The organism is Nocardia sp. NPDC087230 (genome assembly GCF_044744725.1).
Classification (GTDB): Bacteria; Actinomycetota; Actinomycetes; order Mycobacteriales; family Mycobacteriaceae; genus Nocardia; species Nocardia canadensis.
Genome location: NZ_JBIUYV010000008.1, coordinates 221,808 through 247,990, shown reverse-complemented (window position 1 = coordinate 247,990; position 26,183 = coordinate 221,808). Strand labels below are relative to the sequence as shown.

Annotated in this window: 26 protein-coding genes; 18 read left to right on the top strand and 8 right to left on the bottom strand. The window is 70.5% G+C overall.

All coding sequences use genetic code 11. The features are described from left to right. Positions 1–97: 97 nt before the first annotated feature. Together ACIO52_RS25365 and ACIO52_RS25360 are read left to right on the top strand one after the other, a co-directional pair. Entirely contained in the window at positions 98–460 is a 363-nt protein-coding gene (locus tag ACIO52_RS25365; RefSeq protein ID WP_218720970.1) for a hypothetical protein, read from the top strand. A 45-nt stretch (positions 461–505) separates the two neighbouring features. Further along, positions 506–1,192 (top strand): HNH endonuclease family protein, encoded by a 687-nt coding sequence (locus ACIO52_RS25360; protein WP_218720969.1) that lies wholly within the window; start codon positions 506–508, stop codon positions 1,190–1,192. A gap of 105 nt (positions 1,193–1,297) precedes the next feature. Here the strand turns inward: ACIO52_RS25360 and ACIO52_RS25355 are convergent, their stop codons facing one another. Beyond that, on the bottom strand, positions 1,298–2,116 hold the full coding sequence (locus tag ACIO52_RS25355; RefSeq protein ID WP_402647272.1) for a sulfurtransferase: 819 nt from the start codon (positions 2,114–2,116) through the stop codon (positions 1,298–1,300). Between the two features lie 271 nt (positions 2,117–2,387). On the opposite strand from ACIO52_RS25355, the gene ACIO52_RS25350 reads away from it, so the two are divergent. Beyond that, positions 2,388–3,590 carry a benzoate/H(+) symporter BenE family transporter gene (locus ACIO52_RS25350; RefSeq protein WP_218720968.1) on the top strand — a complete coding sequence of 401 codons (1,203 nt, stop codon included), beginning with the start codon at positions 2,388–2,390 and terminating at the stop codon, positions 3,588–3,590. 57 nt (positions 3,591–3,647) lie between these two features. On the opposite strand, the gene ACIO52_RS25345 is transcribed toward ACIO52_RS25350, so the two are convergent. After that, positions 3,648–4,142 (bottom strand): Lrp/AsnC family transcriptional regulator, encoded by a 495-nt coding sequence (locus tag ACIO52_RS25345; RefSeq protein WP_218720967.1) that lies wholly within the window; start codon positions 4,140–4,142, stop codon positions 3,648–3,650. Between the two features lie 170 nt (positions 4,143–4,312). Between ACIO52_RS25345 and pdhA the strand changes: the two genes are divergently transcribed. The 7 genes from pdhA (at position 4,313) to ACIO52_RS25310 (ending at position 10,982) form a co-directional block, all read left to right on the top strand. Further along, positions 4,313–5,395 (top strand): pyruvate dehydrogenase (acetyl-transferring) E1 component subunit alpha, encoded by a 1,083-nt coding sequence (gene pdhA, locus ACIO52_RS25340; RefSeq protein ID WP_316573678.1) that lies wholly within the window; start codon positions 4,313–4,315, stop codon positions 5,393–5,395. Next, positions 5,392–6,366 (top strand): alpha-ketoacid dehydrogenase subunit beta, encoded by a 975-nt coding sequence (locus tag ACIO52_RS25335; protein ID WP_218720965.1) that lies wholly within the window; start codon positions 5,392–5,394, stop codon positions 6,364–6,366. The genes pdhA and ACIO52_RS25335 overlap by 4 nt, the downstream gene beginning before the upstream one ends. A 14-nt stretch (positions 6,367–6,380) precedes the next feature. Further along, entirely contained in the window at positions 6,381–7,712 is a 1,332-nt protein-coding gene (locus tag ACIO52_RS25330) for a dihydrolipoamide acetyltransferase family protein (RefSeq protein WP_402647267.1), read from the top strand. A gap of 76 nt (positions 7,713–7,788) precedes the next feature. Then, entirely contained in the window at positions 7,789–9,162 is a 1,374-nt protein-coding gene (locus ACIO52_RS25325) for a nucleobase:cation symporter-2 family protein (RefSeq protein WP_316573675.1), read from the top strand. Positions 9,163–9,246: 84 nt separating this feature from the next. Further along, positions 9,247–9,813: an antibiotic biosynthesis monooxygenase family protein gene (locus tag ACIO52_RS25320; RefSeq protein WP_402647263.1), complete on the top strand. Its 567-nt coding sequence runs from the start codon at positions 9,247–9,249 to the stop codon at positions 9,811–9,813. Between the two features lie 22 nt (positions 9,814–9,835). Continuing rightward, positions 9,836–10,639, top strand: a complete 804-nt coding sequence (locus tag ACIO52_RS25315) for an SDR family oxidoreductase (RefSeq protein WP_218720961.1) — start codon at positions 9,836–9,838, stop codon at positions 10,637–10,639. A 124-nt stretch (positions 10,640–10,763) separates the two neighbouring features. Beyond that, entirely contained in the window at positions 10,764–10,982 is a 219-nt protein-coding gene (locus ACIO52_RS25310; protein ID WP_218720960.1) for a hypothetical protein, read from the top strand. Between the two features lie 6 nt (positions 10,983–10,988). Here ACIO52_RS25310 and ACIO52_RS25305 read toward each other — a convergent pair whose 3' ends face one another. Both ACIO52_RS25305 and ACIO52_RS25300 read right to left on the bottom strand, forming a co-directional pair. Continuing rightward, complete coding sequence (locus ACIO52_RS25305; RefSeq protein WP_218720959.1) at positions 10,989–11,423, bottom strand: thioesterase family protein; 435 nt, start codon at positions 11,421–11,423, stop codon at positions 10,989–10,991. Positions 11,424–11,477: 54 nt separating this feature from the next. After that, on the bottom strand, positions 11,478–12,428 hold the full coding sequence (locus tag ACIO52_RS25300; RefSeq protein ID WP_402647259.1) for an AraC family transcriptional regulator: 951 nt from the start codon (positions 12,426–12,428) through the stop codon (positions 11,478–11,480). Positions 12,429–12,509: 81 nt separating this feature from the next. Here ACIO52_RS25300 and ACIO52_RS25295 point away from each other — a divergent pair, with 81 nt between their 5' ends. Continuing rightward, positions 12,510–13,355, top strand: a complete 846-nt coding sequence (locus ACIO52_RS25295; RefSeq protein WP_402647256.1) for an NAD(P)H-binding protein — start codon at positions 12,510–12,512, stop codon at positions 13,353–13,355. 93 nt (positions 13,356–13,448) lie between these two features. Continuing rightward, positions 13,449–14,792, top strand: coding sequence for an MFS transporter (locus tag ACIO52_RS25290; protein ID WP_402647253.1), 1,344 nt, complete (start codon positions 13,449–13,451; stop codon positions 14,790–14,792). Here the strand turns inward: ACIO52_RS25290 and ACIO52_RS25285 are convergent. After that, positions 14,782–16,482 carry a nitroreductase family deazaflavin-dependent oxidoreductase gene (locus ACIO52_RS25285; RefSeq protein WP_316573671.1) on the bottom strand — a complete coding sequence of 567 codons (1,701 nt, stop codon included), beginning with the start codon at positions 16,480–16,482 and terminating at the stop codon, positions 14,782–14,784. The genes ACIO52_RS25290 and ACIO52_RS25285 overlap by 11 nt on opposite strands. Positions 16,483–16,585: 103 nt before the next feature. Here ACIO52_RS25285 and ACIO52_RS25280 point away from each other — a divergent pair, with 103 nt between their 5' ends. Further along, positions 16,586–17,149, top strand: coding sequence for a TetR family transcriptional regulator C-terminal domain-containing protein (locus ACIO52_RS25280; protein ID WP_316573670.1), 564 nt, complete (start codon positions 16,586–16,588; stop codon positions 17,147–17,149). A gap of 3 nt (positions 17,150–17,152) precedes the next feature. Here the strand turns inward: ACIO52_RS25280 and ACIO52_RS25275 are convergent, their stop codons facing one another. Beyond that, positions 17,153–18,307 (bottom strand): DUF5925 domain-containing protein, encoded by a 1,155-nt coding sequence (locus ACIO52_RS25275; protein WP_342800893.1) that lies wholly within the window; start codon positions 18,305–18,307, stop codon positions 17,153–17,155. Positions 18,308–18,416: 109 nt separating this feature from the next. On the opposite strand from ACIO52_RS25275, the gene ACIO52_RS25270 reads away from it, so the two are divergent. Further along, positions 18,417–19,994 carry an MFS transporter gene (locus tag ACIO52_RS25270; RefSeq protein WP_402647248.1) on the top strand — a complete coding sequence of 526 codons (1,578 nt, stop codon included), beginning with the start codon at positions 18,417–18,419 and terminating at the stop codon, positions 19,992–19,994. On the opposite strand, the gene ACIO52_RS25265 is transcribed toward ACIO52_RS25270, so the two are convergent. Then, positions 19,991–20,941 carry a serine/threonine protein phosphatase gene (locus tag ACIO52_RS25265; protein WP_402647245.1) on the bottom strand — a complete coding sequence of 317 codons (951 nt, stop codon included), beginning with the start codon at positions 20,939–20,941 and terminating at the stop codon, positions 19,991–19,993. The two genes, ACIO52_RS25270 and ACIO52_RS25265, sit on opposite strands and share 4 nt — an antisense overlap. A gap of 412 nt (positions 20,942–21,353) precedes the next feature. After that, positions 21,354–22,073 (bottom strand): hypothetical protein, encoded by a 720-nt coding sequence (locus ACIO52_RS25260; protein ID WP_316573666.1) that lies wholly within the window; start codon positions 22,071–22,073, stop codon positions 21,354–21,356. Positions 22,074–22,229: 156 nt separating this feature from the next. Here ACIO52_RS25260 and ACIO52_RS25255 point away from each other — a divergent pair, with 156 nt between their 5' ends. From ACIO52_RS25255 to ACIO52_RS25240, 4 genes are read left to right on the top strand one after another with little or no spacing between them, the layout of a single operon-like run. Then, positions 22,230–23,228 (top strand): FecCD family ABC transporter permease, encoded by a 999-nt coding sequence (locus ACIO52_RS25255; protein ID WP_402647242.1) that lies wholly within the window; start codon positions 22,230–22,232, stop codon positions 23,226–23,228. Next, on the top strand, positions 23,225–24,280 hold the full coding sequence (locus ACIO52_RS25250) for a FecCD family ABC transporter permease (protein ID WP_402647239.1): 1,056 nt from the start codon (positions 23,225–23,227) through the stop codon (positions 24,278–24,280). Before ACIO52_RS25255 ends, ACIO52_RS25250 begins: the two co-directional genes overlap by 4 nt. Positions 24,281–24,290: 10 nt before the next feature. Further along, positions 24,291–25,103, top strand: a complete 813-nt coding sequence (locus tag ACIO52_RS25245) for an ABC transporter ATP-binding protein (protein ID WP_402647236.1) — start codon at positions 24,291–24,293, stop codon at positions 25,101–25,103. 56 nt (positions 25,104–25,159) lie between these two features. After that, the gene (locus tag ACIO52_RS25240; RefSeq protein WP_218720946.1) at positions 25,160–26,155 is read left to right on the top strand and encodes an ABC transporter substrate-binding protein; all 996 of its coding nucleotides are present in this window, start codon (positions 25,160–25,162) and stop codon (positions 26,153–26,155) included. Positions 26,156–26,183: the final 28 nt, after the last annotated feature.

Here is a 26,183-nt window from a genome sequence, read left to right as displayed (position 1 = left end):
CGGACCATCCACCGGCGACAACTACATAACGACCCAGGCGAACCGGGCTCGCTCCGGCTCGGCCGATGAACCCCTTGTATGCGTGCGGAGGGCAGTGATGACGATTCTGCTCCAGGTTCTCGAGCAGAGCTATACCCCGACAACCCCGTGGGAACGGCGCAAATTCACTTTCATCGACACCGGAAAGATCGTCGGCATGCGCCTGGACGGCCAATCCGGGGTGTGGCTCGACCTGTCCAGACCTGGCGAATCCCAGCGTCTGGCCCACACGGCCGATCCGCGCGAGTCGATCACCTTCCTGTTGACCGTGTTCGCCAAGATCGCCGAATGCGAGGACCGTGGCGGATCCTGGCTGGTCGGCCACGACGGCACACACGTGTCCTCGATCGCGGCGACGCGATTCCCGCCGAACTCCAGCGAAGTAGCCGCCGACGACATCCTCGCCCGCGCCTGGTTGTGAGCCCGCGCGGGTTGTTGTCGGTGCCTCCGGCTACAACCTGCAGGTATGTGGACATGGGCGCGGCTGCTGGTGATGGTGCTCGCGGTCGCGGGCTGTGGCGTTCTCACCCCGGATGAACCGGTCACCCCGGCACCCGGGAGTCCGACGCGTGCCGAGGTGACCGCGCTGCTCGAGCGGGTGCGGGTGATCGCGGCCCGCCCCCGTCCCGGCGGCTACGAACGCGGCTGCAAGGCGGGCCAGGCGTGCGTGTTCGGCACCGCCTGGTCCGACGACACCGACGCACCGGGCGGCCACGACGGCTGCGATACGCGCAACAACGTCCTCGCCGGACAGCTGCGCGAGGTGGTGCTGCGCGGCCGCTGCGTCGTCGTCGAGGGCGTGCTCACCGACCCCTACACCGGCGCCGACATCACCTTCCGCAAGTCCGACGGCGGCCGGGTGCAGATCGACCATGTCTACCCGCTGGCCGCCGCCTGGGACATGGGCGCGGCCGGCTGGCCGCCCGCCCAGCGCCTGCGCTTCGCCAACGACCTGTCGGTGAACCTGCTGGCCACCGGGGCCACCACCAACCAGTCCAAGGGCGACGACACCCCGGCCGACTGGCTCCCCCCGGCCCGCGCCAACCACTGCTTCTACGCCGCGAAGTACCTCACGGTCGCCGTCGACTACGACCTCCCGATCACCGCCGCCGACAACGCCGCCCTCCACGACATCGCCCGCGGCTGCCCCTGAGCCCCGGTGACGGCGACTGCCGCGATCAGCCGTCCACCGGTGCGCCGGCGAGCGCGGGTCCACCAGCGCGGCGCGCGAGGCGCCCGCTCGACCTTCCGGCCTGGCCTAGGCTCCCGTCGCGACCGGGCGCTTCGGGTCGTTGGACCATTGCGACCAGGAGCCCGGATACAGCGCGGCCGGGATGCCCGCCACGGCGAGGGCCGCGATCTGGTGCGCGGCGGTGACGCCGGAGCCGCAGTACACGGCGACCGGGCCGTCCCCGAACGCGGCGAAGCGGGCGCGCAGGGTGTCGGCGGGGTGGAAACGTCCGGTGTCGTCGAGGTTGTCGGCGGTCGGGGCGCTCACCGCGCCGGGGATGTGCCCGGCCTGCGGATCGACCGGCTCCACCTCACCGCGATAGCGTTCGCCCGCGCGGGCATCGAGGAGCACGCCGGACCAGCTCGCCGCGGCGTCGGCGTCGATCACCGGCAGAGCGCCGGGACGGACCACCAGGTCGCCGGTGGCCGGGTCCGGCTCGGCGCCGGTGGCGAGCTCGCCGTCGGCGGCGGTCCAGGCGGGCAGGCCGCCGTCGAGGATGCGGACGTCGGCGACCCCGGCCCAGCGCAGCAGCCACCAGGCCCTGGCCGCGGCCATGCCGCCGGTCGCGTCGTAGACCACCACCGGTTCACCGTCGCCCAGTCCCCAACTGCGCGCGCACTTTTCGAAGGTGCCCGGATCGGGGAGCGGGTGACGGCCGCGCGCGGGCGAGGGCGCGGCGGCGAGTTCGGTCTCCAGGTCGACGAAGACCGCGCCCGGGATGTGCCCGTCGAGATAATGCTGCGGGCCGTTCGGATCACCGAGCGCCCACCGCACATCGAGCAGGTGGATGTTGTTGTCCGCCAGCTCTTCCCGGAGCTCCTCCGGGGAGATCAATACCGCGCCCACTGCCACTCCTCACCACGGTCGTACCTGCGAATCCCCCGTCGCCACCCTACGCAGAGCGGGCGGTTCACCGGTGCCGAACATGGCCGCGACCTCGGCTCGACCGACGAATCCGGCCACCGGCCGGGTGAACCGACTGCGGCGACGCGCCGACATGGTCCATCCTCGACCGCCTGCCGGCACGAACTGGACTGCCCGGCGCCGACCGCAGATCAGGCCACTTTCCCGGTACTGGCAGGCGACAGCGGCAGCACCGACCGGCAATATCGGGACAATGTCGCAGGTCACCACCACGCCCGATGAGGTCACCGAACCTCGGGCCGGAATCGCGCAACCGCTCGGCGCGGGCGCGATCACCGCACTGGTCGGGTTCACCAGTTCGTTCGCGGTGGTGCTCAGCGGTTTGCGGGCGGTGGGCGCGAGCCCGGCGCAGGCGGCATCCGGGCTGATGATCCTGTGCTTCACGCAGGGCATCGGCATTCTGCTGCTCAGTTTCCGGTACCGGATCCCGATCACGCTGGCCTGGTCGACGCCGGGCGCGGCGCTGCTGGCGAGCACCGGGCTGGTGGCCGGCGGCTGGCCCGGCGCGGTCGCGGCGTTCGCGGTGACCGGCGTGCTCATCGTCATCACCGGGCTGTGGCAGCGGCTCGGGTCGCTGGTGGCGGCGATCCCGGTGCCGATCGCGCAGGCGATGCTCGCCGGAGTACTCGTCCCGCTGTGCTTGGCGCCGGTCAAGGCGCTGCACACCTCCCCCGCCGTGGTCGTGCCGGTCATCCTGGTGTGGCTGGTGCTGCAGCGGTACGCGCCGAAGTGGGCGGTGCTGGTGGCCTTCGCCACCGCGGCGATCGGCACCGGCGTCGACATCGCGGTCCGCGACCGGCACCTCGATCTCGCCGCGATGGTCCCGACCGTGGAATGGACGGCGCCGCACTGGCATTGGCAGGCGATCGTCGGCATCGCGGTGCCGCTCTACATCGTCACGATGGCCTCGCAGAACATTCCCGGCGTCGCGGTGATGCGCTCGTTCGACTACCAGGTGCCCTGGCGCGCGTCGATGCTCGTCACGGGCATCGGCACCATCGCCGGCGCCGCCGCGGGCGGCCACGCGATCAACCTCGCCGCCATCAGCGCCGCGCTGTCCGCCGCCCCCGCCGCGAGCCCCGACCCGAAACGCCGCTGGATCGCCGCCGCCACCGCGGGCGCCGCCTACCTGATCCTCGGCCTCGCCTCGGCCGCCCTGGTCACCCTGATCGCCGCCGCCCCGGCAGGCACCCTGGAAACCGTGGCGGGCCTGGCGCTGCTCGCTACCCTCGCCGCCGCCCTCACCGGCGCCCTCACCGACCCCGACCACCGCATGTCCGGCCTGGTCACCTTCCTGGTAGCCGCCTCCGGCACCACTTTCTTCGGCATCGGTGGAGCCTTCTGGGCCCTCCTGGCCGGTCTCCTCGTCCGCCGCTTCCTGCCGTCCGGCACGTAGGGCCGACACCGCGCTGGGCAACACGATCGGCACAGGGCGGCGCAGCGCCGACGGCTCTCAGTTCGGCCCGGCGAGGCGGTCGAGGAGGGGGGCGGTGCGGGGGCCGACGAGTTCGCGCATCACCAGGGCCATGTTGGTGCGTTCCACGCCGGGGATCTTGAGGATCCGGCCGGCGATGCGGTAGAGATCGTCGGCGTCGCGGGCGACGATACGGACGGTGAGGTCGGTGGAGCCGGTCATGCCGCAGACCTCGGTGACCTCGGGGACGTCGGCGAGTTCGTCGACGACGGAGTCGAGTTGATGCTGGTCGACGACCACCGCGACGAAGGCCGCCAGCGGGTAGCCGAGGGCGCGAGGCTCGACGCGTCGCTCGAAGCTGCCCAGCACGCCGCCGTTGTCCCAGCGGGCCAGGCGGGCCTGGACGGTATTGCGGGACAAGCCGAGGCGGGCGGCCAGCTCGACGCCGGTGGCCCGGGGATTGGCGATCAGCTCGCGCAGCAGCCGCGCGTCGGTGGCGTCCAGTGTCACGGCGTCGGGTTCGCGACTTGTCATACGACGCAGTATGACAGCGCGCGCCGGGTCCAGACCATGCATTCTGCTCATTGCCGTGTCGGTCGCTTGCGCAGTCGGCTTTATCGTGGATGCTGAGTGATACACATCGCACTCAGCGATTGTCGTACTTGCATCGGCCCACAAGGCGCGGTGGTGAGGAGGCGATCTCGATGTCGGAGAAGCAGACCTACCCGGTCCAGTTGGTTCAGCCGGACGGCAGGCGCGTGTTCGATCGCGAACACGCCGCGCTGGTCGCCGACATCGATGCCGGGCGGTTGCGGCAGCTCTACGAGGACCTGGTCGTGACCCGCCGGATCGACGTCGAGGCTACCGCTCTGCAACGCCAGGGACAGCTCGGCCTGTGGCCCCCGCTGCTCGGCCAGGAGGCCGCCCAGGTGGGCTCGGCGCACGCCCTGCACCCCGACGACTACGTGTTCTGCTCCTACCGCGAGACCGCGGTGGCCTACGTCCGCGGTGTCGCGCCCGAACAGCTGACCACCCTGTGGCGCGGCGTCGCCCATCACTGCTGGGACCCGGACACGGTCAACATGACCAACGCCAATATCGTCGTCGGCTCCCAGGGGCTGCATGCCACCGGCTACGCCTACGCCGCCCACCTCGACGGCGCCGACATCGCCACCATCGCCTACTTCGGTGACGGCGCGACCAGCCAGGGCGACATCGCCGAAGCGCTCGGCTTCGCCGCGACCTGGAGCGCGCCGGTGGTCTTCTTCTGCCAGAACAACCAGTGGGCGATCAGCGAACCGGTGACGGTGCAGAGCCACGTGCCGCTGGTGCGCCGGGCCGACGGCTACGGCATCCCGGGCGTGCAGGTCGACGGCAACGATGTGCTGGCGGTCCTCGCCGTCACCCGCCAGGCGGTGGAGCGGGCCCGCACCGGCGGCGGCCCCACCTTCATCGAGGCGATGACCTACCGGATGGGCCCGCACACCACCGCCGACGACCCGTCGCGCTACCGCACCGCCGCCGACACCGAGTACTGGGAACACCGCGACCCGATCGAGCGCATCCGCCTGCTGCTCGACCGCGAGGGCCACCTCGACCCGGAGTTCGCCCGCCAGGTGGCCGCCACCGCCGACGACGTGGCCCGCCGCGTGCGCACCGCGACGCTGGAGATGCCCGATCCCGACCCCGAGCGCATGTTCGACCACGTCTACGCGACCGAGCACCCCCTGATCACCGAAGAGGCACAGCAGTTCTCGGCCTACCTCGCCGAAGGAGCCCAGTCATGATCACCACCTTCGCCGCCGCCCTCAACACCGGCCTGCGCCGCGCCATGGAAGACGACGCCAAGGTGGTCCTGCTCGGCGAGGACATCGGCAGGCTCGGTGGCGTGTTCCGGGTGACCGACACCTTGCAGAAGGACTTCGGCGACAACCGCGTGATCGACACTCCCCTGGCCGAATCCGGCATCGTCGGCACGGCTTTCGGAATGGCCTTGCGCGGCTACCGCCCGGTGGTGGAGATCCAGTTCGACGGTTTCGTCTATCCCGCCTTCGACCAGATCGTCTCCCAGGTCGCCAAGATCCACTACCGCACCGGCGGCAAGGTGAAGGCGCCGTTGACGATTCGCATTCCGTTCGGTGGCGGCATCGGCGCGGTCGAGCACCATTCGGAGTCGCCGGAGGTGTATTTCGCGCATACCGCGGGCCTGCGGGTCGTCTCGCCGAGCACCCCCGCGGACGCGTATTCGATGATCCGCCAGGCCATCGCGCTGGACGATCCGGTGGTGTTCTTCGAACCGAAACGTCGCTATTGGGACAAATCCGACGTAGATTTCGACGGCGAACCGGATCTGCCGCTGCACAAGGCCAGGGTGTGCACCCGCGGCGCGGACGCGACCGTGGTCGCCTACGGCGGCACCGTCGCCACCGCGCTCACTGCGGCGAAGATCGCGGCCGAGGAAGGACATTCGCTGGAGGTGATCGATCTGCGCAGTCTCTCGCCGATCGACGTCGACACGATCGCCGAATCGGTCGACAAGACCGGCCGGTTGATCGTCGTGCACGAGGCGCCGGTCTTCGCCGGGCTCGGCGCCGAGATCGCGGCCAGGATCACCGAACGCTGCTTCTATCACCTCGAGGCGCCGGTGCTGCGCGTCGGTGGCTACGACATCCCCTACCCCCCGGCTAAGCTCGAAAAGCACCACCTGCCCGACCCCGACCGCATTCTGGCGGCGGTCGATCGCTGTCTAGCCGCGTGATGAAAGGTGCCGCAGTGCCGGAACAAGCCGCCGACGACGGTCATGTTCTCGAATTCCGCCTACCCGATCTGGGCGAGGGCCTCGCCGACGGTGACCTGGTGTCCTGGGCCGTCGCGGTCGGCGACACGGTGGAACTGAACCAGACCATCGCGGAGGTCGAGACCGCCAAGGCCGTCGTCGCGCTGCCGTCGCCGTTCTCCGGGGTGGTCGTGGAGCTGCTGGCCCAGCAGGGCGACACCGTTCCGGTCGGTGCGCCGCTGATCCGGGTGCGCAACGATCTCGAGGTCACCGCGCCGCCGACCGCCGACCACGTCACCCGCAACGACGTGCTGGTCGGCTACGGCCCGGAGGCCGAATCCACCTCGCGCAGGCGCAGATCCACCCCGGCGGCCGCGATGGCGTCGAGCACGCCGAGCACTCATCGCGCGGCGGCCACGCCCGCGGCGCGCAAGCTGGCCAAGGAACTCGGCATCGATCTGTGGTTCGTCGCAGGCTCGGGGCCGGAGGGCGCGGTCACCGTGGAGGACGTGCGCTCGGCCGTCCCGGTGACGGCACCGAGGACACCGGCGCGCGCGGGTGAGACCGCGCCCGCGCCGGTCGACGGGCACTCCGGCGACGCCGACGGCGGGCTGATCGAGCCGACCGCCCGCGAGCACCGCACCCCCGTCACCGGCATCCGCAAGCGCACCGCCGCGGCGATGCAGGCCAGCTCCCGCACGATCCCGCAGGCCAGCACCTTCGTCACCGTCGACTGCACCGCCACGATGGAACTGCTCGATCACCTGCGCACGACGACATCGTTCGAGGGACTCACCCTCACTCCGCTGGCCCTGGTGGCCAAGGCCGCACTGGCGGCGATCGCGGAGTATCCGGGAATCAATGCCGCCTGGGACGAGCAGAACCAGGAGATCGTCACCAAGCACTACGTGAACCTGGGGATCGCGGTGGCCGCCGAGCGCGGGCTGCTGGTGCCGAATCTCAAGGAGGCGCAGTCGCTGAGCCTGCGTGAACTGTGCCGGGAGATCAGCTGGTCGGCCGAGACGGCCCGATCGGGCAACGCCACGCCCGCCGATCTGCGCGGCGGCACCTTCACCATCACCAATGTCGGGGTGTTCGGCGTGGACACCGGGGTGCCGCTGGTGAATCCGGGCGAGGCCGCGATCCTGTGCCTCGGATCGATCCGCAAGCGGCCGTGGGTGTTCCGCGACGAACTGGCCGTGCGCTGGGTGACCACGCTGGGTCTGAGCTTCGATCACCGGATGGTCGACGGCGAGCTCGGCGCCCGCTTCCTCGCGACCACCGCCGGCTTCCTCGAGGACCCGTTGACGCTGCTCAGCCGCGTCTGAGCGATATACCCGACCCGTCACACCGCCGAAACACGACGCGCATCGGCGGTAAAAATGGCGGGCTACAAACAGGTGCATGAGTGAGTTACATCCCGTCGACACCCGGCTGCCGTTCGCGCGGCAGCTGGTGTTCGGCATCCAGCACGTCTTGATCATGTACACCGGATGTATCACCGTGCCGCTGGTGTTCGGCGCGGCCGCTGGGCTCGACCGGTCGACGATCGGACTGCTGATCAGCGCCGATCTGCTGGTCGCCGGGATCATCACGCTGGTGCAGAGCCTCGGCGTTGGCAAGCTGGCGGGCGCGCGCCTGCCGATCGTGTGTGGCGCGACCTTCGTCGGCTTGAATCCGATGATCCTGATCGCCAAGGAGTACGGCCTGGACGCCGTCTACGGGTCGATGCTGATCGGCGGTGTCGTCGGCATCGCGCTGGCCTGGCCGTTCGCCCGGGTCGTGCGCTTGTTCCCACCGCTGGTCACCGGAACCGTGCTGACGGTGGTCGGGGTGTCGCTGATCGGGGTCGCCGGGGGCCTGATCATCGGCACCGACCCGAAGTCGCCGAGCTTCGCCGCGCCGTCGAACATCGGGCTGGCCGCGGTCGTGGTGCTGATCGCGGTCGGGTTCGTCTGCCTCGGCCGCGGGGTGTGGTCGCAACTGGGCGTGCTCATCGCGCTGGTCGCCGGGATCGCGATCGCGCTGCCGATGGGCCTGGTGAGCACCGCGGGCATCGGCACCGCCGACTGGGTCGGGATCCCGCAGCCCTTCCACTTCGGCGCACCGCAGTTCCCGGTGACCGCGGTGGTGGCGATGAGCATCGTGATGGCCGTGGTGTTCGCCGAGTCGACCGCGAGCATGCTCGCGATCAGCGAGATCACCGGCAAGCCCGTCGGCAAGGGCGATCTGGCCCGCGGCCTGGTCGGTGACGGCCTCTCGGGCGTGCTGGGCGGGGTCTTCACCGCGTTCGTCGACACGATCTTCAACCAGAACGTCGGCGCGGTCGCGGCGACGCGGATCTACAGCCGGTACGTGACCGCGGTGAGCGGCGCAATCCTGGTGGTCCTGGGGCTGGTGCCACGGATCGGCGAGGTCGTCGCGGCGATCCCGAAGCCGGTGGTCGGCGGGGTCGGGCTGGTGCTGTTCGCGACGGTCGCGGTGGTCGGCGTCAACACGCTGCGCCAGGCCGACCTGCTCGACCGGGTCAACGCCACCATCGCCGCGACCGCGATCGGCATCGGCCTGCTGCCCGAGCTGACCAGCGGCATGTTCACCAAGTTCCCGACCTCGGCGCAGATCCTGCTCGACAGCGGCGTCACGCTGGGCGCCGGCGCCGCGTTCCTGCTGAACCTGGTCTTCAACCACACCCGCCTCGGCACCATGGCCCGCGCCGCGATCGCCCCGGCCGAACCGGTGGCGCAGGCACCGCAGCCCGCGGCGGCGGTCACCACCTGACGGCGGGCACGACGCGGCGACTCGGCCTATCCTCGACGCAGCGGCACCGCGTCGGGAACGGGCCGAATTCCTCAGGTGGGCACCATGATCGAGATCAGCATCGTCGAGACCTCGGCCGCGCGAGTCGACGCCCTGCGGCCCGCGTGGCGGCCCGATCTCGTGCCGGGCGTGGCTACCGCCGTCCTGCTCCGGGCGATCGAGCGCGGCACCGCGCATCAGCTGGTCTCGGTCGGCGTCGTCGACGTCGACAGCACCACGCCCCTGTTCACGGCGCCGGTCGAGGCGGCGACCGGCAGCTACGGCGTGGCCGCCCAGTACACCGCCGAGGCGCCGGCGACCGGTGCGGGCATCGTCTTCGTCAACGCCTTCGATCTGCCCGTGGCGCGGATCGACGAGTTCATCGGGCACTGGCACACCCGCGCCGGCCTGATGTCGCGCGCGCCCGGTCTCCGGGACAACCGCCTGCACCGAGCCATCGACCCCGGCGTCCGCTTCCCACTGGTCGATATCGCGCACTGGGACGGCGAGCAGGCCTGGCGCGCCGCGGGCGCGAGCCCCGAATTCCAGCGGCGGCTCTCGGCCGCGCCGAGTTATGCCACCGCGCACCCCGCGCTGTACACCGTGGTGGCGGAATTCCCCGCCGAGCGGTGACGGCCGCCGTTAGGGTGCGGTCATGGAGATTGCAGGCAAGGTCGGCATCGTCACGGGCGCGGGCGGCGGCATCGGCGCCGCGCTCGCGCATCGGCTCGTCGCGGGCGGCGCGCGGGTCGTCGTCGCCGACATCGACGCGGACACCGCGGCGAAAGTAGCAAATGAGCTGGGCGAGAACGCCGTCGCGGTCGGCGGTGACGTGGCCGACGAGCAGGTGATCGCCGAGCTCATCGCGGCGGCGGAAGGCTCGTTCGGTCCGGTCGATCTGTTCTTCGCGAACGCGGGCATCGGCGGCGGACCCGGTCTGGAGAGCACCGAGGACCAGTGGTCGGCGGCACTCGAGGTGAACGTGATGGCGCATGTGCGCGCCGCGCGGCTGCTCGTACCCGGCTGGGTCGAGCGCGGCGGCGGGTACTTCGTCTCGACCGCGTCGGCGGCCGGGCTGCTCACCCAGATCGGCTCGGCGCCCTATTCGGTGACCAAGCACGCGGCGGTCGGCTTCGCCGAATGGCTCTCGGTCACCTACGGCGACCAGGGCGTCCGGGTGAGCTGCCTGTGCCCGATGGGCGTCGATACCCGGCTGCTCAGCGGCGACCTGATCCCCGACGCACCGGAGGCGGCCGCGCTGGCGATCAAGGCCGTGACGACGGCGGGCGCGGTGCTCTCGACCGAGGAGGTCGCCGAGACGGTGATCGAGGCGATGGCCGCCGAGCACTTCCTGATCCTGCCGCACCAGGAGGTCCTGCAGATGTACCGCAACAAGGGCTCCGACTACGACCGGTGGATTTCCGGCATGCGCCGATTCCAGACGATGCTGCGCGGGTGAGCGCGCAACTCGCTCGGAACAATTCGCCCGAGGTAGCCGCGCGATCGCTCGATCCCTGCCACGATGGTCGGTAGCCGCCGGTCACGATCCGCTGACCGGCGCAGGTCTACGCGGAGATCCGGCGATGGCAACACTGGTGTATTTCAAGAAGGTTCGCGACGAAACCACCGAGGTCGAATACCATTTCGGCCCCAGCCGTGACCAGCTCGATTCCGCGCTGGTGATCGATAAGACCACCTTCTCGGCGCTACCCGGCCCGCCCGGCTACAGCCCGGCGGGCCAGATCATCCTGCGCGCCCGCCGTGCGAGCGAATGGCCGGAGGTCGGCGTCATCGCCTCCTGAGTTCGGCTACTCGGTGACGAGTTCGGCCGCGGCGGTCCGGACGACCTCCGGGATCGCCACCGGTTTGCGGGTGTCGGCGTCGACATAGACGTGCACGAAATCGCCCGTCGCGGCCAGTTCGAGTCCCGCCTCGGTCTCCTTGAAGATCGCCAGGTCGTAGGTGATGCTCGAGGTGCCGAGGCGGGCGATGCGCAGGCCGACCTGCAACTGGTCGGGGAAGCTCACCGAACCGTGGAACCGGCACGAGGTCTGGGCGACGACGCCGAGCGCGGGCAGCGCGGTGATATCCGTGCCGGTGGCGCGCATCAGCCAGGCGTTCACCGCGGTGTCGAAGTAGGAGTAGTAGGTCACGTTGTTCACGTGGCCGTACTGGTCGTTGTCGGCCCAGCGAGTCGGCATCGGCCACAGGACGGGATAGCTCACGCTGTCATCATGCAGCATGGGCCTGCGGCCCGGCGTGGCCACGTTCCGCGATCGCCGCCGGGAACCGACCGCTCATGCGGACGACGACAGCGCGGCCGTGTTTCCCTGCCGGTGGTCGCGCGGACTCACCCCGAAGTGCCGCTTGAACGCGGTGCTGAGCGCGAAGGCGCTGCCGTAGCCGACCTGGTGGGCGATGGCTTCCACCGTCGCGTCGGACTCGGCCAGCAGATCGGCGGCCAGTGACAGCCGCCATTCGGTCAGGAACGTCATCGGTGGCTCGCCGACCAACTCGGTGAACCGCCGGGCCAGCGCGGCCCGCGACATCCCGACCGCCTCGGCCAGCGCGACCACCGTCCACGGGTGGGCCGGGTTGTGCTGAAGCAGGCGCAGGGCCTTGCCGACCAGCGGATCGCTGTAGGCGTGATACCAGGCGGGGGCGTCGTCGCGGGCGAACCACGCGCGCAGGGCGGCGATGAGCAGCAGGTCGAGCAGGCGGTCCAGCACGGCGGTCTGGCCAGGCAGGTCCTTGGTGGCCTCGTCGACGAGCAGATCGAGCAGCCGGGTGTCGAGATCACCACGCGGCAGCACCGCGACCTGCGGCAGCGCCCGCAGCAGCCGCCTGCTCACCGCACCCGCCGATTCGTAGGTGCCGGTCACCATCAGCGTCTCGCCGTCGGCGTCGGTGCCCCACTGTCGTACCCCGAGACTCAGTGTCTCGCAAAGGATCTCACCATCGGCGGTGGTGGTGACCTGACCCGGCTGGATGATGATCTGCGGTTCGGTCGCCGGATCGTCGGCCACCGTATACGGGTGCGGCCCACGGAAGATCGCGACATCACCGGCGCGGAGCTGCCGCGGCGGCTGGGAATCGGTACCGACCCAGGCGTTTCCCCGGATCATCGCGAGCACCGTCAACGGCGCGCCGTCCTGGATCCGCAGTGACCACGGCGGGTTCAGCAGCGAGCACATCAGGAACGCACCGCGAGCACGCGGCCCTTCGAGCAGTCCGGCCAACGCATCCACGTCGTCCACAGTAGACGACCGCGCATGTTCGCGAGCGGTACGACGATGTTGCCCGCGGCCCAGGACCGCTGTACTTATCTCATGACAAACACCGCTTCTCACCAGCAGCTTTTCCTCGTCACCGGCGGCACCGGCAAGACCGGCAGCCGTGTCGCGGCGCGCCTGGCGGCCGCGGGCCACCCGGTCCGGCTCGGCTCGCGTACCGCCCCGATCCCGTTCGACTGGACCGACCGGGCCACCTGGGGCCCGGCCCTGGCCGGAGTCGACTCGGTCTACCTGTCCTACCAGCCCGATCTCGCCGTCCCCGGCGCACCGGATGTCATCCACGCGTTCACCGCCGCCGCGAAGGCCGCCGGGGTGACCTCGGTGGTCCTGTTGTCCGGTCGCGGCGAGCCCGAAGCGCGCGAATGCGAAGTGATCGTGGAGAATTCGGGCCTGGCCTGGACCGTGGTCCGCTCCGCCTTCTTCGCGGAGAACTTCAGCGAGGGCGCCTTCCTGCCCGACGTGCTCGCCGGCGCGGTCGCCCTGCCCAACGGCGATGTGCCCGAACCGTTCGCGCACGCCGACGACATCGCCGAGGTCGCCGTGGCCGCGCTCACCGATGCCCGGCACGCGGGCGAGATCTACGAGATCACCGGGGCGCGGGCCCTGACCTTCGCCGAGGCCGTGGGCGAGATCGCCGCGGCCAGCGGCCGCGAGATCGCGTTCATCCCGGTCTCGCGCCCGGAATTCGTTGCGACACTGGCCGAATACCAGGTTCCCGACGATGTGATCAGCCTGCTCGACTACCTGTTCGGCACCATCCTCGACGGCCGCAACTCCGCCACCGCCGACGGCGTCGAGCGCGCGCTCGGCCGCGCGCCGCGGGATTTCAGCGAATACGCCAAGGAGACCGCGGCCACCGGAATCTGGACGCCCCAGGAGTGAGCCGGCTGCCCACGCGCTGCGCGCCCGGACCGGCAGCGCGTGGTGGGCTCGGTCTGCCCGCGTCCGGCAGCGGGCGCGGGTACCGTCGAATCGGTGACTCCAGCGACGATCGACCGCGAGCTCCGGTTCGCCAGGGCCGCCGTGTTCTCCGTGTTCACACTGAACGGGTTCCTGCTGGCCATGTGGGTGGTGCACATTCCGGCGATCACCGATCGGACCGGGGTGTCGGCCTCGTTGCTCGGGATGTTCGTCCTGCTGCTGGCCGGGGCCGCGATCGTGGGGATGCGGCTCGCGGGCCCGGCCGCCGACCGATTCGGCAGCCGCACACTCGTCGCGGTGGCCGCGACCACCGTCTCGGTGACGGTGCTCGGTCCCGCGCTGGCCACGGGCCCGGTGACGCTGGCGATCGCGCTGGCCTGTTTCGGACTCGGCAACGGCGCGCTCGACGTCTCGATGAACACCCAGGCGGTGCACGTCGAGCGGGCCTATCACCGGCCGATCATGTCGGCGTTCCACGCCATGTTCTCCGGCGGCGGGTTCGCGGGCGCGCTGGTCGGCGCCGCCACCCAGCGCCTCGGCTGGTCACCGCAGTTGACGCTGACCCTCGCGGGGATCGCTGGACTGGCTGTCACCGCCGTGCTCGTGCCACACCTGATTCCGCACCACCGGTCCGACGCCGATTCACGACCGGAGCACTACGACGACCCCGACCGGACGCCCGAGGCGGACGCGGGTGAGCCCGACCGCGCGTACCCGGCCGAGGCGATGACCCGCGACGGGCGCCCGGAACTCGCCCCGCCGGTGGGCGCCGAACCGGGCGCCACCGATGCCACCCGATCGACGATCGCGGCGTCGGACCCGTCCACCGGGCCGACGACAGAACAGCGCGCCCGAGTGCGCACCCGAAAAGTGCTCTCCCTCGGTGTCATCGCCTTCGTCCTGCTGCTCGCCGAAGGCGTCGCGGGCGATTGGAGCGCGCTCCAGGCGCGCGAACACCTGGGCGTCTCCGAATCCGATGCCGCCCTGGCGTTCGGCGCCTTCTCCGCGACCATGACGCTGGGCCGGTTCCTGGCCGACCGGGTCAGCGGCGCGATCGGTCCGGTCGCCATCGTGCGCTACGGCAGCCTGCTGGCCGCGGCCGGTTTCGCGGTGGTCATCGCGTCGCCGTGGTTGCCGCTGACCTTGGCGGGCTGGGCGATGTGCGGCCTGGGGCTGGCCGGTGGAGTGCCCCAGATCTTCACCGCGGCGGGCAATCTGGGTGGCACGACCGCCGCGACCGACATGTCCCGGGTGTTCACCATCGGCTATCTCGGGCTGCTGGCCGGGCCGGCCATGATCGGCTGGCTGACCGCCCTCGTCCCGCTCACCGCGGCGCTGGCCGTGCCGCTCGTGCTCACCCTGGCCTGTGCCGCGCGGGCCGAGGTCGTCAGTCGGTGAAGGTGATCCGGACCGAGATCGGCGTGCTCTGCAACGCGCGGAAGGTCGCCGCCGTCAGCCCGGCGAAGACCGGGTTGGGCGCGAAGCTGCGCGCCCGCGCGACGACGTCGTCGGCCGGACGCAATTCCGCGACCCCGGTCCGCCACCGATCACCCTGGCGGACGCGAACTTTCGGCTCGGCCCCGATATTGGCCGCCCAGCCCGACCTGGTCCCGTGCTGGCTGATCACCCAGGCGCCGGTGTCGTCGAACGACACCGACACCGGGACCACCCTGGCCTGCCCGGACTTGCGGCCGGTCGTCTCCAGTTCGGTCGCGAACGAAGTGCGGATGCCGATGCGGCTCAGAGCGCGGACGGTCGGGTTGGCGAGATAGCGCCCCACCGCGCGTTCGAACTCGAACTTGCGCAGAGCCGGGTCCTTCGCCGGCCGGGTCACGGTAGAACTCCTTCTGCTCCGGAACGCGTCGACACCATGGTGTTTGAGCATGGCCGCCGCCGTGAGCCACGGCGCGCGGTCGGGATCAGGGTCGGCGCCCGCGCCGAGACGATGCAGCTGGTCGGTGTGCCACTGCAGGTCGAGGGCGCCTTCGAGACTCTTGACATTGGGCAGCGTCGCCACCCGCGCGGGCAGGCCGAGCGTGATGCTGGGCGAATGCAGGCGCTCGGTGCGCTGATGCAGGATCTGCGCGGCCGCGCCGGGATCGACGGCGGTGGGACGCCCGAGGCCGACCACATCGCACTCCCCCGACTCGACCGCGTCGAGCATGGCCGGACGGGACCGGAAGCCGCCGGTGACGGCCAGCGGCACCGAGCCCGCGACCGCCCGTACCGACCGCGCGTACTCGAGGAAGTACGCCTCGCGCGCCGCCGTGCTCGCCGACCGGGCCACCGGCCTGCCCATCATGGCCGGCGATTCGTAACTGCCGCCGCTGATCTCGATCAGGTCGAGACGCTCGTCGGCCAGGCGCCGCACCACCGCGCGCGACTCGTCCTCGGTGAAACCACCGCGCTGGAAGTCGGCGGAGTTGAGCTTGATCGCGACCGCGAACGTCGAGGACACCTCGGCCCTGATCGCGCGGACCACCTCGAGCACGAACCGCGCCCGCCGCTCGGGGTCGCCGCCCCAGCGGTCCTCGCGCTGATTGGCCAGCGGCGAGAGGAACTGGGAGACGAGATATCCGTGCGCGCCGTGGATCTGCACGCCGTCGAAACCCGCCCGCTCGGCGATCCGCGCGGTGGTGGCGAAGCGGTGCACGATCTCGACGATCTCGGCGTCGGTGAGCGCGCGCGGCGCGGGGATGCCGGGCAGGCCCAGGCCGATCGCCGACGGCGCCACCGGCTGGACTTTGGTCATCAGCGGATTCGCTTGGCGCCCGGGATGATTGATCTGCATCCAGATCCGGGCGCCCGCCCCGGTCGCGTGGGCCGACCAGCGGCGCAGATCGTCGAGATGGCGCTCGTCCTCGACGACGACATTGCCCGGTTCGCCGAGATGGTCGCGATCGACCATGACATTGCCGGTCACCACCAGGCCGAAGCCGCCGGTTCCCCAGCGGCGATAGAGCCGGTCGAGGCGTTCGTCCGGTCCCGCCGCCGGGGTGCCGAGACCCTCGCTCAGGGCGGCCTTCATCAGCCGGTTGCCGAGCACCTGGCCGCACGGCAGGGCGAGCGGGTCACTCAGGGCTGTCATCGTCGACTCCTCCACGGATCGCGCGCTACACCGATCGGTGTACTTGCCCGAACGGTAGTACACCGATCGGTATACTTCAATCGAACCGACCGAAAGGACGCCGATGGCAGCGCGCGACGGACTCGTGCAGAGCGCGATCGACCTGGTCCGCCGCAACGGCGTGACCGGGACCGGAGTCGCGCAACTGCTCGACCACAGCGGGCTCTCCCGCCGGACGATCTACCTGAATTTCCCCGGCGGCAAATCCGAGCTGATCACCGAGGCCACCCGGGTCGCCGGGCGGGCGATGACGACGCTCATCGAGACGTTCGGCGCCGACGCGAAGCCGGAGACGACCATCGCCTCCTTCGCCGACGCGTGGAAGCACGTCGTCGAGTCCAGCGATTTCCTGGCGGGCTGCCCGATCGTCGCGGCCGCCCTCGGCCGCTCGGAATCCGCGTCGGCGGCCGACGCCGCGGGCGAGGCCTTCGGGGACTGGGAACATGCCCTGGAGACGCGGCTGCGCGCGGAGAACATCGCCCCCGACACCGCCCGATCCCTGGCGACCACGGTCATCGCCTCGATCGAGGGCGCGGTGGTGATGTCGCTGGCCAAGCACAGCACCGAGCCACTGGATCGCGTCGGCCGCCACCTCACCGAACTGATCAGGGCCCACACGCCCGCGTGAGCGTCACAGGTACATGCCGACCTCGGTCGCGTCCGGGGTGACGGACTGGATCTGGATCTCGCCGTCGCGGCGGGCGACCAGCTCCGCGAGGGTCGCGCCCTCGCGACCGATCGGCTCGCCCGGCGGACAGTCCTGTGCGGTGAGCCAGTCGCGGGCCTCGGTGGGCGACAGGCGGCCGACCTCGATCTGGGCCAGGCAGCGGCCGGGGCGCACCACCGCGGGATGCAGGCGGGACAGGTCCTCGTTGGTGGTGACCGCGATCAGCACGTTGCGGCCCTGCCCGAGCATGCCGTCGGTGAGGTTGAGCAGGCGCGACAGCTTCTGTCCCGCGGCCTCTTTCGCTTCGCCGCGGATGAGTTCGTCGCAGTCCTCGAGCACCAGCAGGCGCCAGCGGCTGCCGTCGTCGCCGTCGGCGCCCGCCGCCACTTCCATGAGATAGCCGGGATTGCTGAACAGTTCCTCGGGGTCCACGACACAGTCGACCTGACACCACGACGACCACGCCCGCGCGAGCGCGCGCAACGCGGTGGTCTTGCCGGTGCCCGGTTCGCCGTGCAGCAGCACCAGCCTGCCTCTGATCTCGGCGACCTCGAGCGCCATCAACCGATCCATGCTCGCCGAGACCGGCGCGGCGTAGTTGCCGCGGATCTCCGCCCAGGCGGGCGCGCTGATCTGGCGGCGCCTGCGCAGCGGCCGCCGGACATCCATGTGCCAGAAGCCCATTTCCACGGTGGCGCCGGCACCCGGCGGCTGCACGGCGTCGGCCGTGGCCCCGGCCAGCACGGCGACGGCGAGTTCGTCGCTGACCGCGGTCACCTCGACCGTGGCCGACCCGCCCGCCCAGCGCACCGCCCGCAGCGACCAGCCGTCGCCTTCGACCAGCAACGCGCTGCTGTCGTCGTCGGCCACCGAGCGCACGATCCGGGAGTCGGCCGGGCGCAGGGGCGCGTCGGGGCGCACCCGATCCAGGTGCGCCTGCCGGGCGAAGGACTGGTCACCGCGCAGGAACGGCGCGAGCGCCAGCGCGTCGATGGCGTCGCGGGTCGAGTAGGTGGAGTCGATGGCCGCCGACCACGGAAACCGCTCGCCCGGATCCTCCGGCTGACGCGGCGGATCGACGAGCCTGAGCTGTTCATTACGTGTGGACACCGCGCCCATCCTCGCGGCACCGGCCCGGCAATGTCCAATGACTTCTCGGCGGGCGGACCGGCCGCGGCGCCGAAAAACGCCTGGCACATGCGGTCGATTCGTCGGTAACGTCGAGGCCGTGACGTCCACGCAGAGCGAGCAGGCCGCAGGCGAACCCACCACGACGGCCGGGCTCAGGGAGTGGATCGGACTGGCGGTACTCGCCCTGCCGACGCTGTTGATCTCGATGGATCTGAGCGTCCTCTACCTCGCCATCCCGCAGATCAGCGAGGCGCTGCAACCGAGCAGCTCCCAGCTGCTGTGGATCCTCGACATCTACGGCTTCCTGGTCGCCGGATTCCTCATCACCATGGGCACCGTCGGTGACCGGATCGGCAGGCGCCGGCTGCTGATGATCGGCGCGCTCGCGTTCGGCGTCGCCTCGATCGTCGCCGCGTACTCCACCAGCGCGAACATGCTGATCGGCACGCGGGCGCTGCTCGGCATCGCGGGCGCGACCCTGATGCCGTCGACGCTGGCGCTGATCCGCAACATGTTCCACGACGACCGCCAGCGCACCACCGCGATCAGCGTGTGGATGACCAGCTTCATGATCGGCATGGTGATCGGCCCGCTGGTCGGCGGGGCGATGCTGGAGAACTTCTGGTGGGGCTCGGTGTTCCTGGTCGCGGTGCCCGCGATGGTGCTGCTGCTGGTGGCCGGGCCGATCCTGTTGCCCGAGTACAAGGACCCGAATCCGGGCAGGCTCGATGTGCTGAGCGCGGTGTTGTCGCTGCTGTCGGTGATGGCCGTCATCTACGGCATCAAGGAACTGGCCAAGGACGGCTGGGCGGTCGACGCGATCGCGGTGCTGGGGACCGGACTGGTGCTGGGCACGGTGTTCGTCCTGCGGCAGCGGCGGCTCACCGATCCGCTCATCGACCTGCGGCTGTTCGGCAATGTGCGATTCAGCGGTTCGCTCGTCGCGCTGATGGTCGCCATGCTCGCCATGGGCGGACTGTTCCTGCTGCTGTCGCAGTACCTGCAACTGGTACTCGGGCTGTCGGCCTTCGAAGCCGGGCTGTGGACGGTGCCGCAGGCCGCGGCGATGGTCGTGGCGGCCGGGGCGGTGAGCGCCCTCGCACCACGGGTGCGGCCCGCCTATCTGATGGCGGGCGGGCTGGTGATCGCCATGGCCGGGTACGCGATCTTCACCCAACTCTCCGGCGCCGACGACCTCGCGCTGATCGTCACCGGCATGGTCGTGTTCTCCCTCGGCCTGAGTCCGATGTTCGTGCTCGGCCTGGACCTGATCGTCGGCGCCGTCGACCCGGCCCGCGCCGGCGCCGCGTCCGCGATCTCCGAGACCGGCCAGGAACTGTCCGCCGCGCTCGGTGTCGCCGTGATCGGCAGCATCGGAACCGCGGTCTACCGCGGCCGGATGACCGAGAGCCTGCCCGCCGGGCTGCCCACCGAGGTCACCCACGCCGCCGAGGACACCCTGGCCGGAGCTCTCCACGTCGCCGCCATGCTCCCGGAAACCCTCGGCGCCGAACTCGCCACTCTCGCCCGCCATGCCTACACCCATGCCCTCCAGGTGAATTCACTGGTCGCCATCGGCCTCACCGCGGTCGCCACGGTCCTGGTGCTGGTTCTGCTCCGTCACCTTCCGGCCCCGAACGACGCAACGCCCACCCCGGACGCCGACCCGAGCTAGCCCCCTGGCGGCCCGTGCCGACGACCGACCTGGGAATCGGCCGCTCTCGCTGTGCCGGGGTATTCCGCGTGGACCTCGCCTGCGAACAGTTTCCAGTAGAAGGCGTTCAGCGTCGCCGCGGCGGGTGCGTGGCGAGTCAGGATCGCGGCTACGACCGGTGCCACGTCGTCGGGGATATGCCCCGCCGCGCATCGGAGTACGTACTCGTTGCGGGCGACGGGAGCACTCCCGGCCGGCGTCGGTATTCCGCAGATATCGGTCACCACCCAGTTGACCAGTCGCATGGCGAGGTAGTCGGCGTCATGCGTCACGTGACGTGCGACGAATTCGCGCTCGGCGTCCGACAAGTCGAAGCGCGGCGAGGTGGCCAGCCCGAAGTCGGTGAGATAGATCCGCTCCCCGTCGCTGCGCAGATTGCCGAAATGCCCGTCCATATGCAGTAATTCCCGATCGCCGAGGAATCCCACGATCTCCGACATCTGCCGCTCGACGACCACGGCCTTGCCCACCGGGTCCTCCCGCAGCCAGTCCGCAATCCTGTACGGAAGGTATTCGCAGAACAGCACGAGGCTCGCCGTCGCGGCAGCCAGCGCCTCGAGACGGACCCGCACCGCGGGCGAATCACCCTGCGCGGCGACGACCGTGTCGATATCGGTGTGTTCGGCCGCGATCGGCGCCCGGCCGGGCAGCACCCGCCAGTGATAGAGCAGCGGGAACAATCGAGCATCCCCAGCTAGAACCGCCTCGGTGACAAGGACATTCGCGGCGAGTTCCCGCCATGCGTTGAAGCTCGGGCCACCGATGCCGTATTGACAGTAGACCGGTAGGTCGAACAGATTCGCTGTACTACCCCCGTGGGCGAGCTCGCGATCACTCAGCGGTATGCGCTTGACGAATACCACCACACCATCGACGTCGACTACCGCCGACCCGCCGCCCACGCCCACACCGACAGCGCGCCCCTCGTCCACGAGCGCGGCCAGCTCGATGTCGTTGCGGGAAGCCAGAAAGGCCGAGAGTTCGCGGTGCAGGTCGGCCCGGTCGGCTGTCATCGCACGATTCTGCCACCGGCCGCTGATGCGCGAGCCGCTCGTCGGGGTGGCTGATCAGCGACCGGTTGCCGCGCGACTCATGGCGAGTTGATCTCGGCACGCGTTCGCCCCCAGCCCGCCTCCCACTCATCGTCGAGATGGGTACTGAACAAGGTGTACGAGATCGTCGTTCGGTCCGACTACGACAGCGGTGTCACCACTCTTCCTCTCGGCCGGATCTACGAGCCGACGAGATCCCGCGCGACGGTAGTCGGGCGGGATTCGTCAGCTCGTCGAGTTGTCCCCTCCACGAGTGTTCTGGGGCGACCTACTTGGCGGGCGCGGGGTTGTTCGGCATCGGGGAGTTGATGGTGGTGAAGTACTGGACCGCGGCCATGATCGCGACGGGGGCGGTGATGAAGATCTGGCCGGCGAGGGTGCCCAGGGCGCCGATGGCCATGATGCCCGCGACGCAGCCGACGGCCGCGGCGGGGATGAACGGGCCGAACATGCCGACGATGGTGGCCGAGGCGATGGTGGCGCCCGCGATGCCGCCGAGCACGCAGCCGACCGCGCCGCCGCCGAGGCCGCCGACCAGGGTCGCGATGCTGGCGCCCAGGGAGATGGTGCTGCCCAGACGGCTCCAGGCGGCCTGCTCACGGTCGTACTCGTTCTTCCACGGCGCCTTGTCCTCGTACGGCAGCGCGACCGGCTTGTAGGTGGCGTGCGCGAGGTCGAACTGCGGGGTCAGGGTCGCGGTGCGGCCGGAGATGTCGGCGGCGATCGGGAACACGAATTCGTCGACACGGAACGATAGTTCGCTGCCGGCGACGGTGGTGCCGTCGGCCGCCTTGATCTTGAACACCCCGTCCTCGACCACCAGCGAGCCCGAGTCGGTCCCGATGACCGTGTTGGTCTCGGTGGTGGTGGCGGTGTAGTTGATCGGCGCGCTCGGGTCCGCGGCGGGGGCTGCGTGGCTGGTGCCTGCCGCGATGCCGAGGGCAACGCTGACGGTGGAGGCCAGCAGGGCGAACTTGGTGATTTTCACGGGGGTGAACCTTTCGTGTTCCTCGTGGTGAACTGCGCGGCGCACAAACTGCGGACCGAACGAACCGAGACCATAGCTAGGTAAGCCTCACCTATCAAGACCTTGCTTAGGCTAACCTCCCTTCGAGACAGTGTTCGCAGCGAGAGAGAACCCCTGATGAAGAGTCCGCGGTGGTGCGGGTGGTTGCTGGCGGTAACCGTGCTGGTCGCGGCCTGCGTACTCAGCCTGCTCGTCGGCACGAAATCGATTCCGGTCGGCGAGGTCTGGCTGGCGCTGACGGGGATGAGCACCACACCCGACCACGTGACCGTCATGGAGTACCGGGTCCCCCGCACGCTGCTCGGCCTGCTGGCCGGGCTCGCGCTCGGTGTCGCGGGCTGCTTGATGCAGGGTCTGACCCGCAATCCGCTGGCCGATCCGGGCCTGCTCGGCGTCAACGCGGGCGCGGCGTTCGCGATCACCATCGCGGTCGGACTCCTCGGCGTGAGCGATATCACCTCCTACGTCTGGTTCGGATTCGCGGGCGCCGCACTGGTTTCCGTCGTCGTGTACCGGCTCGGCACCGCCGGGCGAACCGGGACCGATCCGGTGCGGCTGACCCTGGCGGGCGTGGCCGCGACCGCGGTGCTCAGCGGACTCACCCGCGGCCTGATGCTGCTCGACCCCAAGGCCTTCGACGAGATGCGTCGCTGGGACTCCGGCTCGCTGGCCGGACGCGGCTTCGAGATCGTCACGGGCGCGACCCCGTTCATCGTGGTCGGGCTGCTGATCGCGGCGCTGTGCGCCCGCTCGCTCAACGCGGTGGCCCTCGGCGACGACCTGGCGCGATCGCTGGGTGTGCACGTCACCCGCACCCGGCTGTGCACCGCCCTGGCGCTGGTCCTGCTGTGTGGCACCGCGACCGCCGCGGTGGGCCCGGTCGCCTTCGTCGGCCTGGCGGTCCCGCATATCGCCCGGTGGCTGGTCGGCCCCGATCAGCGCTGGATCTTCGCCTACTCGCTGGTGCTGGCGCCGATCCTGGTGATCACCGCGGATGTGCTGGGCCGCGTCATCATCCGCCCCGACGAGGTCCCCGCCGGCCTGATCACCGCGTTCCTCGGCGCACCGGTGCTGATCTGGCTGGCCCGCCGCGCGAAGGTAGGTGCCGCCGCATGAGTTCGGGAATCGATTTCGGCCGGGCGATGCTGGTGATCCGGCCCCGCCGGCTGGGTTTCACCGCCAGGATCGGCGTGCGCACCGTGGTGGTGTGCGCGGTGCTGCTGGTGATCGCCCTCGCGACCGCCGTGCTCGCGCTGGGCAGCGGCGACTACCTGATCCCGCCGGCCCGGGTGCTGCGCGCGCTGTTCGTCGGCGACGAGCGGTTCGACCGGCTGGTGGTGTGGGACTGGCGGTTGCCGCGCATCCTGCTCGCCCTGGCGCTGGGCGCCGCGCTCGGCGTGAGCGGGGCGATCCTGCAGTCGGTGACCAGGAATCCGCTGGGCAGCCCCGACATCATCGGGTTCAACACCGGCGCCTACACCGGCGCGCTGATCGCCATCCTGACCCTGGGCGGCGGGCACTTCCAGACCGCGGCGGGCGCGATCATCGGCGGCCTCGGCGCCGCGCTGGTGATCCACCTGCTCGCTCTCCGGCACAACGTGACCGGCTTCCGGATGATCATCGTCGGCATCGGCGTCAGTGCCATGCTGGCCTCGATCAACACCTGGCTGATCCTGCGCGCCGACCTGGACGCGGCGATGTCGGCGGCGGCCTGGGGCGCCGGCTCGCTCAACGGCCTGTCCTGGCCGCAGGTCGCGCCGACCCTGATCATCCTGGCGGTGCCGGCGCTGGCACTGATCCCCGCGGCGCCGCGGCTGCGGATCCTCGAGCTCGGTGACGACACCGCGCGCTCGTTCGGTCTGAACGTCAGCAGGGCGACCGGCTGGCTGATCGCGCTCAGCGTCGCGTTCACCTCGGTGGCCACGGCGGTGGCAGGCCCGATCGCCTTCGTCGCGCTCGCCGCACCGCATCTGGCGCGCAGGCTCACCCGCACACCGTCGATCGCGCTGGTGCCCGCGGCGGTGATGGGCGCGACGCTGCTGGCCACCTGCGACTGGATCGCCCAGCACGCGTTCGCGCCGACCACCGTGCCGGTCGGCATCGTCACCGCCTCGATCGGCGGCCTCTACCTGGCGTATCTGCTCGTCGCCGAAGCGCGACGGAACTAGGGAAAGCGACATGACCGACTCTCACGCCTCACGGCTGCGCGCCGACCGGGTCCGCCTCGGCTACCAGGGCACCACGATCAGCGACCAGCTCTCCGTGGACATCCCCGACGGCGAGTTCACCGTGATCATCGGCCCCAACGCCTGCGGCAAATCGACACTGCTGCGGGCCCTGGCCCGCCTGCTCACCCCCGAGACCGGCACCGTGTTGCTCGATGGCAAGCCGATCACCGCGCCGCCCGCGAAGGTGGTGGCCAGGCAGATCGGCCTGCTGCCGCAGACCTCCACCGCGCCGGACGGCATCCGGGTCGCCGATCTCGTCGCGCGCGGCCGCTATCCCCACCAGACCCTGCTGCGGCAGTGGTCCACGGCCGACGAGCAGGCCGTGGCGGCCGCGATGGCGGCCACCGGCGTCACCGAGCTGTCGGCGCGACCGGTCGAAGAGCTGTCGGGCGGTCAGCGCCAACGCGTCTGGATCGCCATGGTGCTCGCCCAGGACACCCCGATCATCCTGCTCGACGAGCCGACGACCTATCTCGACATCGCCTACCAGATCCAGCTGCTCGACCTGTGCCGAACGCTGAACCGCGAGTCGGGCCGCACGGTCGTCGCCGTCCTGCACGACCTGAACCACGCCTTCCGCTACGCCGATCACCTGATCGCCATGCGGGACGGGCGGATCGTCGCCACCGGCGCGCCTGCCCAGATCGTCACCGCCGACCTCGTCCACGAGGTCTTCTCGCTGCGCTGCCGGATCGTCGACGACCCGGAAACCGGGACGCCACTGGTGATTCCGCTGGCGACGAACGCGGCCCAGGTCCAGTGACGCACGGGCCGACCCGCAGTAGCAGCCGTTCGACAGAAATGAGGAAATCCCCGTCCATGTTCAGCAACCGATCATCGGGCCGCCTCCGCGCCGCCCTCGCCCTGCTCGTTCTCGCCCTGGTCGCGGCGCTCACCGCGTGCGGCACCTCGACCTCGGAGTCCACCGACTCGGGCCCGCGCGAAGTACCGTCCGCGAAGGGGCCCATCAAGGTTCCCGCCGATCCGCAGCGCATCGTGGTGCTCAACGGCAACCTGGCCGGCTACCTCTACGATCTCGAGGCCACGGTCGTCGCGGCGGACCCGCGCCTGCTCGGCGTGCCCAACAAGCCGGGCGAGTTCCCGACCGGCTGGGCCGAGGACGCGAAGAAGCAAGGCACCCAGCCGGTTCCGTCCGGTGAGAACATCAACCTGGAGTTCATCGCCGCGCAGCGTCCCGATCTGATCATCGGCGGCGGCCAGGGCTTCCCGGGCCAGCAGTCGGTGAACGCCTACGACCAGCTCAGCGCCATCGCGCCGACCGTGCTGATGCCGACCGAGACCACCTACTGGCAGGACCAGCTGCGGTTCATCGCGGCGACGGTGAACAAGCCGGGCAAGGTCGACACCCTGATCGCGAACTACCAGGCCAAGCTGGCCGAGGCCAAGAGCAAGATCAAGGCGCCGGCCGGCGCGACCGTGGTCATGCAGTCGATCAAGAGCCAGAAGCCGACCCTGTTCGTGCCGACCGCCGCGCTGCCGACCCTGCTCTCGGAGGTCGGGTTCACGCTGGACACGCGGCTCGAGGACAAGGCGGGCAATCCGGCCAAGGAGCAGAGCGCCGATTTCATCAGCTTCAGCCCCGAACTGCTCAACACCGTGATCGATGCGCCGGTGCTGTTCACCATCCCGCTCGCCGGTGGCCGTTCGCTCGAGGAACTGCGCGCCGATCCGATGTACGCGACACTGCCCGCGTTCAAGGCGGGCACCGTGTTCGAGCTCCCCGCGACCAGCTCGCGGCCGGACTACCGCACGGTCATGACCACCCTCGATCTGCTCGTGGAGCGCTTCAAGTGAGCCCGGTCGAATCGCCCCGGACGGATCG

Excerpts from the sequence above, each read along its gene's own strand:
- ACIO52_RS25365 (WP_218720970.1), top strand. The coding sequence starts at position 98 with ATGACGATTCTGCTCCAGGTTCTCGAGCAGAGCTATACCCCGACAACC.
- ACIO52_RS25360 (WP_218720969.1), top strand. The coding sequence starts at position 506 with ATGTGGACATGGGCGCGGCTGCTGGTGATGGTGCTCGCGGTCGCGGGC.
- ACIO52_RS25350 (WP_218720968.1), top strand. The coding sequence starts at position 2,388 with ATGTCGCAGGTCACCACCACGCCCGATGAGGTCACCGAACCTCGGGCC.
- ACIO52_RS25345 (WP_218720967.1), bottom strand. The coding sequence starts at position 4,142 with ATGACAAGTCGCGAACCCGACGCCGTGACACTGGACGCCACCGACGCG.
- pdhA (WP_316573678.1), top strand. The coding sequence starts at position 4,313 with ATGTCGGAGAAGCAGACCTACCCGGTCCAGTTGGTTCAGCCGGACGGC.
- ACIO52_RS25335 (WP_218720965.1), top strand. The coding sequence starts at position 5,392 with ATGATCACCACCTTCGCCGCCGCCCTCAACACCGGCCTGCGCCGCGCC.
- ACIO52_RS25325 (WP_316573675.1), top strand. The coding sequence starts at position 7,789 with ATGAGTGAGTTACATCCCGTCGACACCCGGCTGCCGTTCGCGCGGCAG.
- ACIO52_RS25320 (WP_402647263.1), top strand. The coding sequence starts at position 9,247 with ATGATCGAGATCAGCATCGTCGAGACCTCGGCCGCGCGAGTCGACGCC.
- ACIO52_RS25315 (WP_218720961.1), top strand. The coding sequence starts at position 9,836 with ATGGAGATTGCAGGCAAGGTCGGCATCGTCACGGGCGCGGGCGGCGGC.
- ACIO52_RS25310 (WP_218720960.1), top strand. The coding sequence starts at position 10,764 with ATGGCAACACTGGTGTATTTCAAGAAGGTTCGCGACGAAACCACCGAG.
- ACIO52_RS25305 (WP_218720959.1), bottom strand. The coding sequence starts at position 11,423 with ATGCTGCATGATGACAGCGTGAGCTATCCCGTCCTGTGGCCGATGCCG.
- ACIO52_RS25295 (WP_402647256.1), top strand. The coding sequence starts at position 12,510 with ATGACAAACACCGCTTCTCACCAGCAGCTTTTCCTCGTCACCGGCGGC.
- ACIO52_RS25285 (WP_316573671.1), bottom strand. The coding sequence starts at position 16,482 with ATGACAGCCCTGAGTGACCCGCTCGCCCTGCCGTGCGGCCAGGTGCTC.
- ACIO52_RS25280 (WP_316573670.1), top strand. The coding sequence starts at position 16,586 with ATGGCAGCGCGCGACGGACTCGTGCAGAGCGCGATCGACCTGGTCCGC.
- ACIO52_RS25275 (WP_342800893.1), bottom strand. The coding sequence starts at position 18,307 with ATGGGCGCGGTGTCCACACGTAATGAACAGCTCAGGCTCGTCGATCCG.
- ACIO52_RS25255 (WP_402647242.1), top strand. The coding sequence starts at position 22,230 with ATGAAGAGTCCGCGGTGGTGCGGGTGGTTGCTGGCGGTAACCGTGCTG.
- ACIO52_RS25250 (WP_402647239.1), top strand. The coding sequence starts at position 23,225 with ATGAGTTCGGGAATCGATTTCGGCCGGGCGATGCTGGTGATCCGGCCC.
- ACIO52_RS25245 (WP_402647236.1), top strand. The coding sequence starts at position 24,291 with ATGACCGACTCTCACGCCTCACGGCTGCGCGCCGACCGGGTCCGCCTC.
- ACIO52_RS25240 (WP_218720946.1), top strand. The coding sequence starts at position 25,160 with ATGTTCAGCAACCGATCATCGGGCCGCCTCCGCGCCGCCCTCGCCCTG.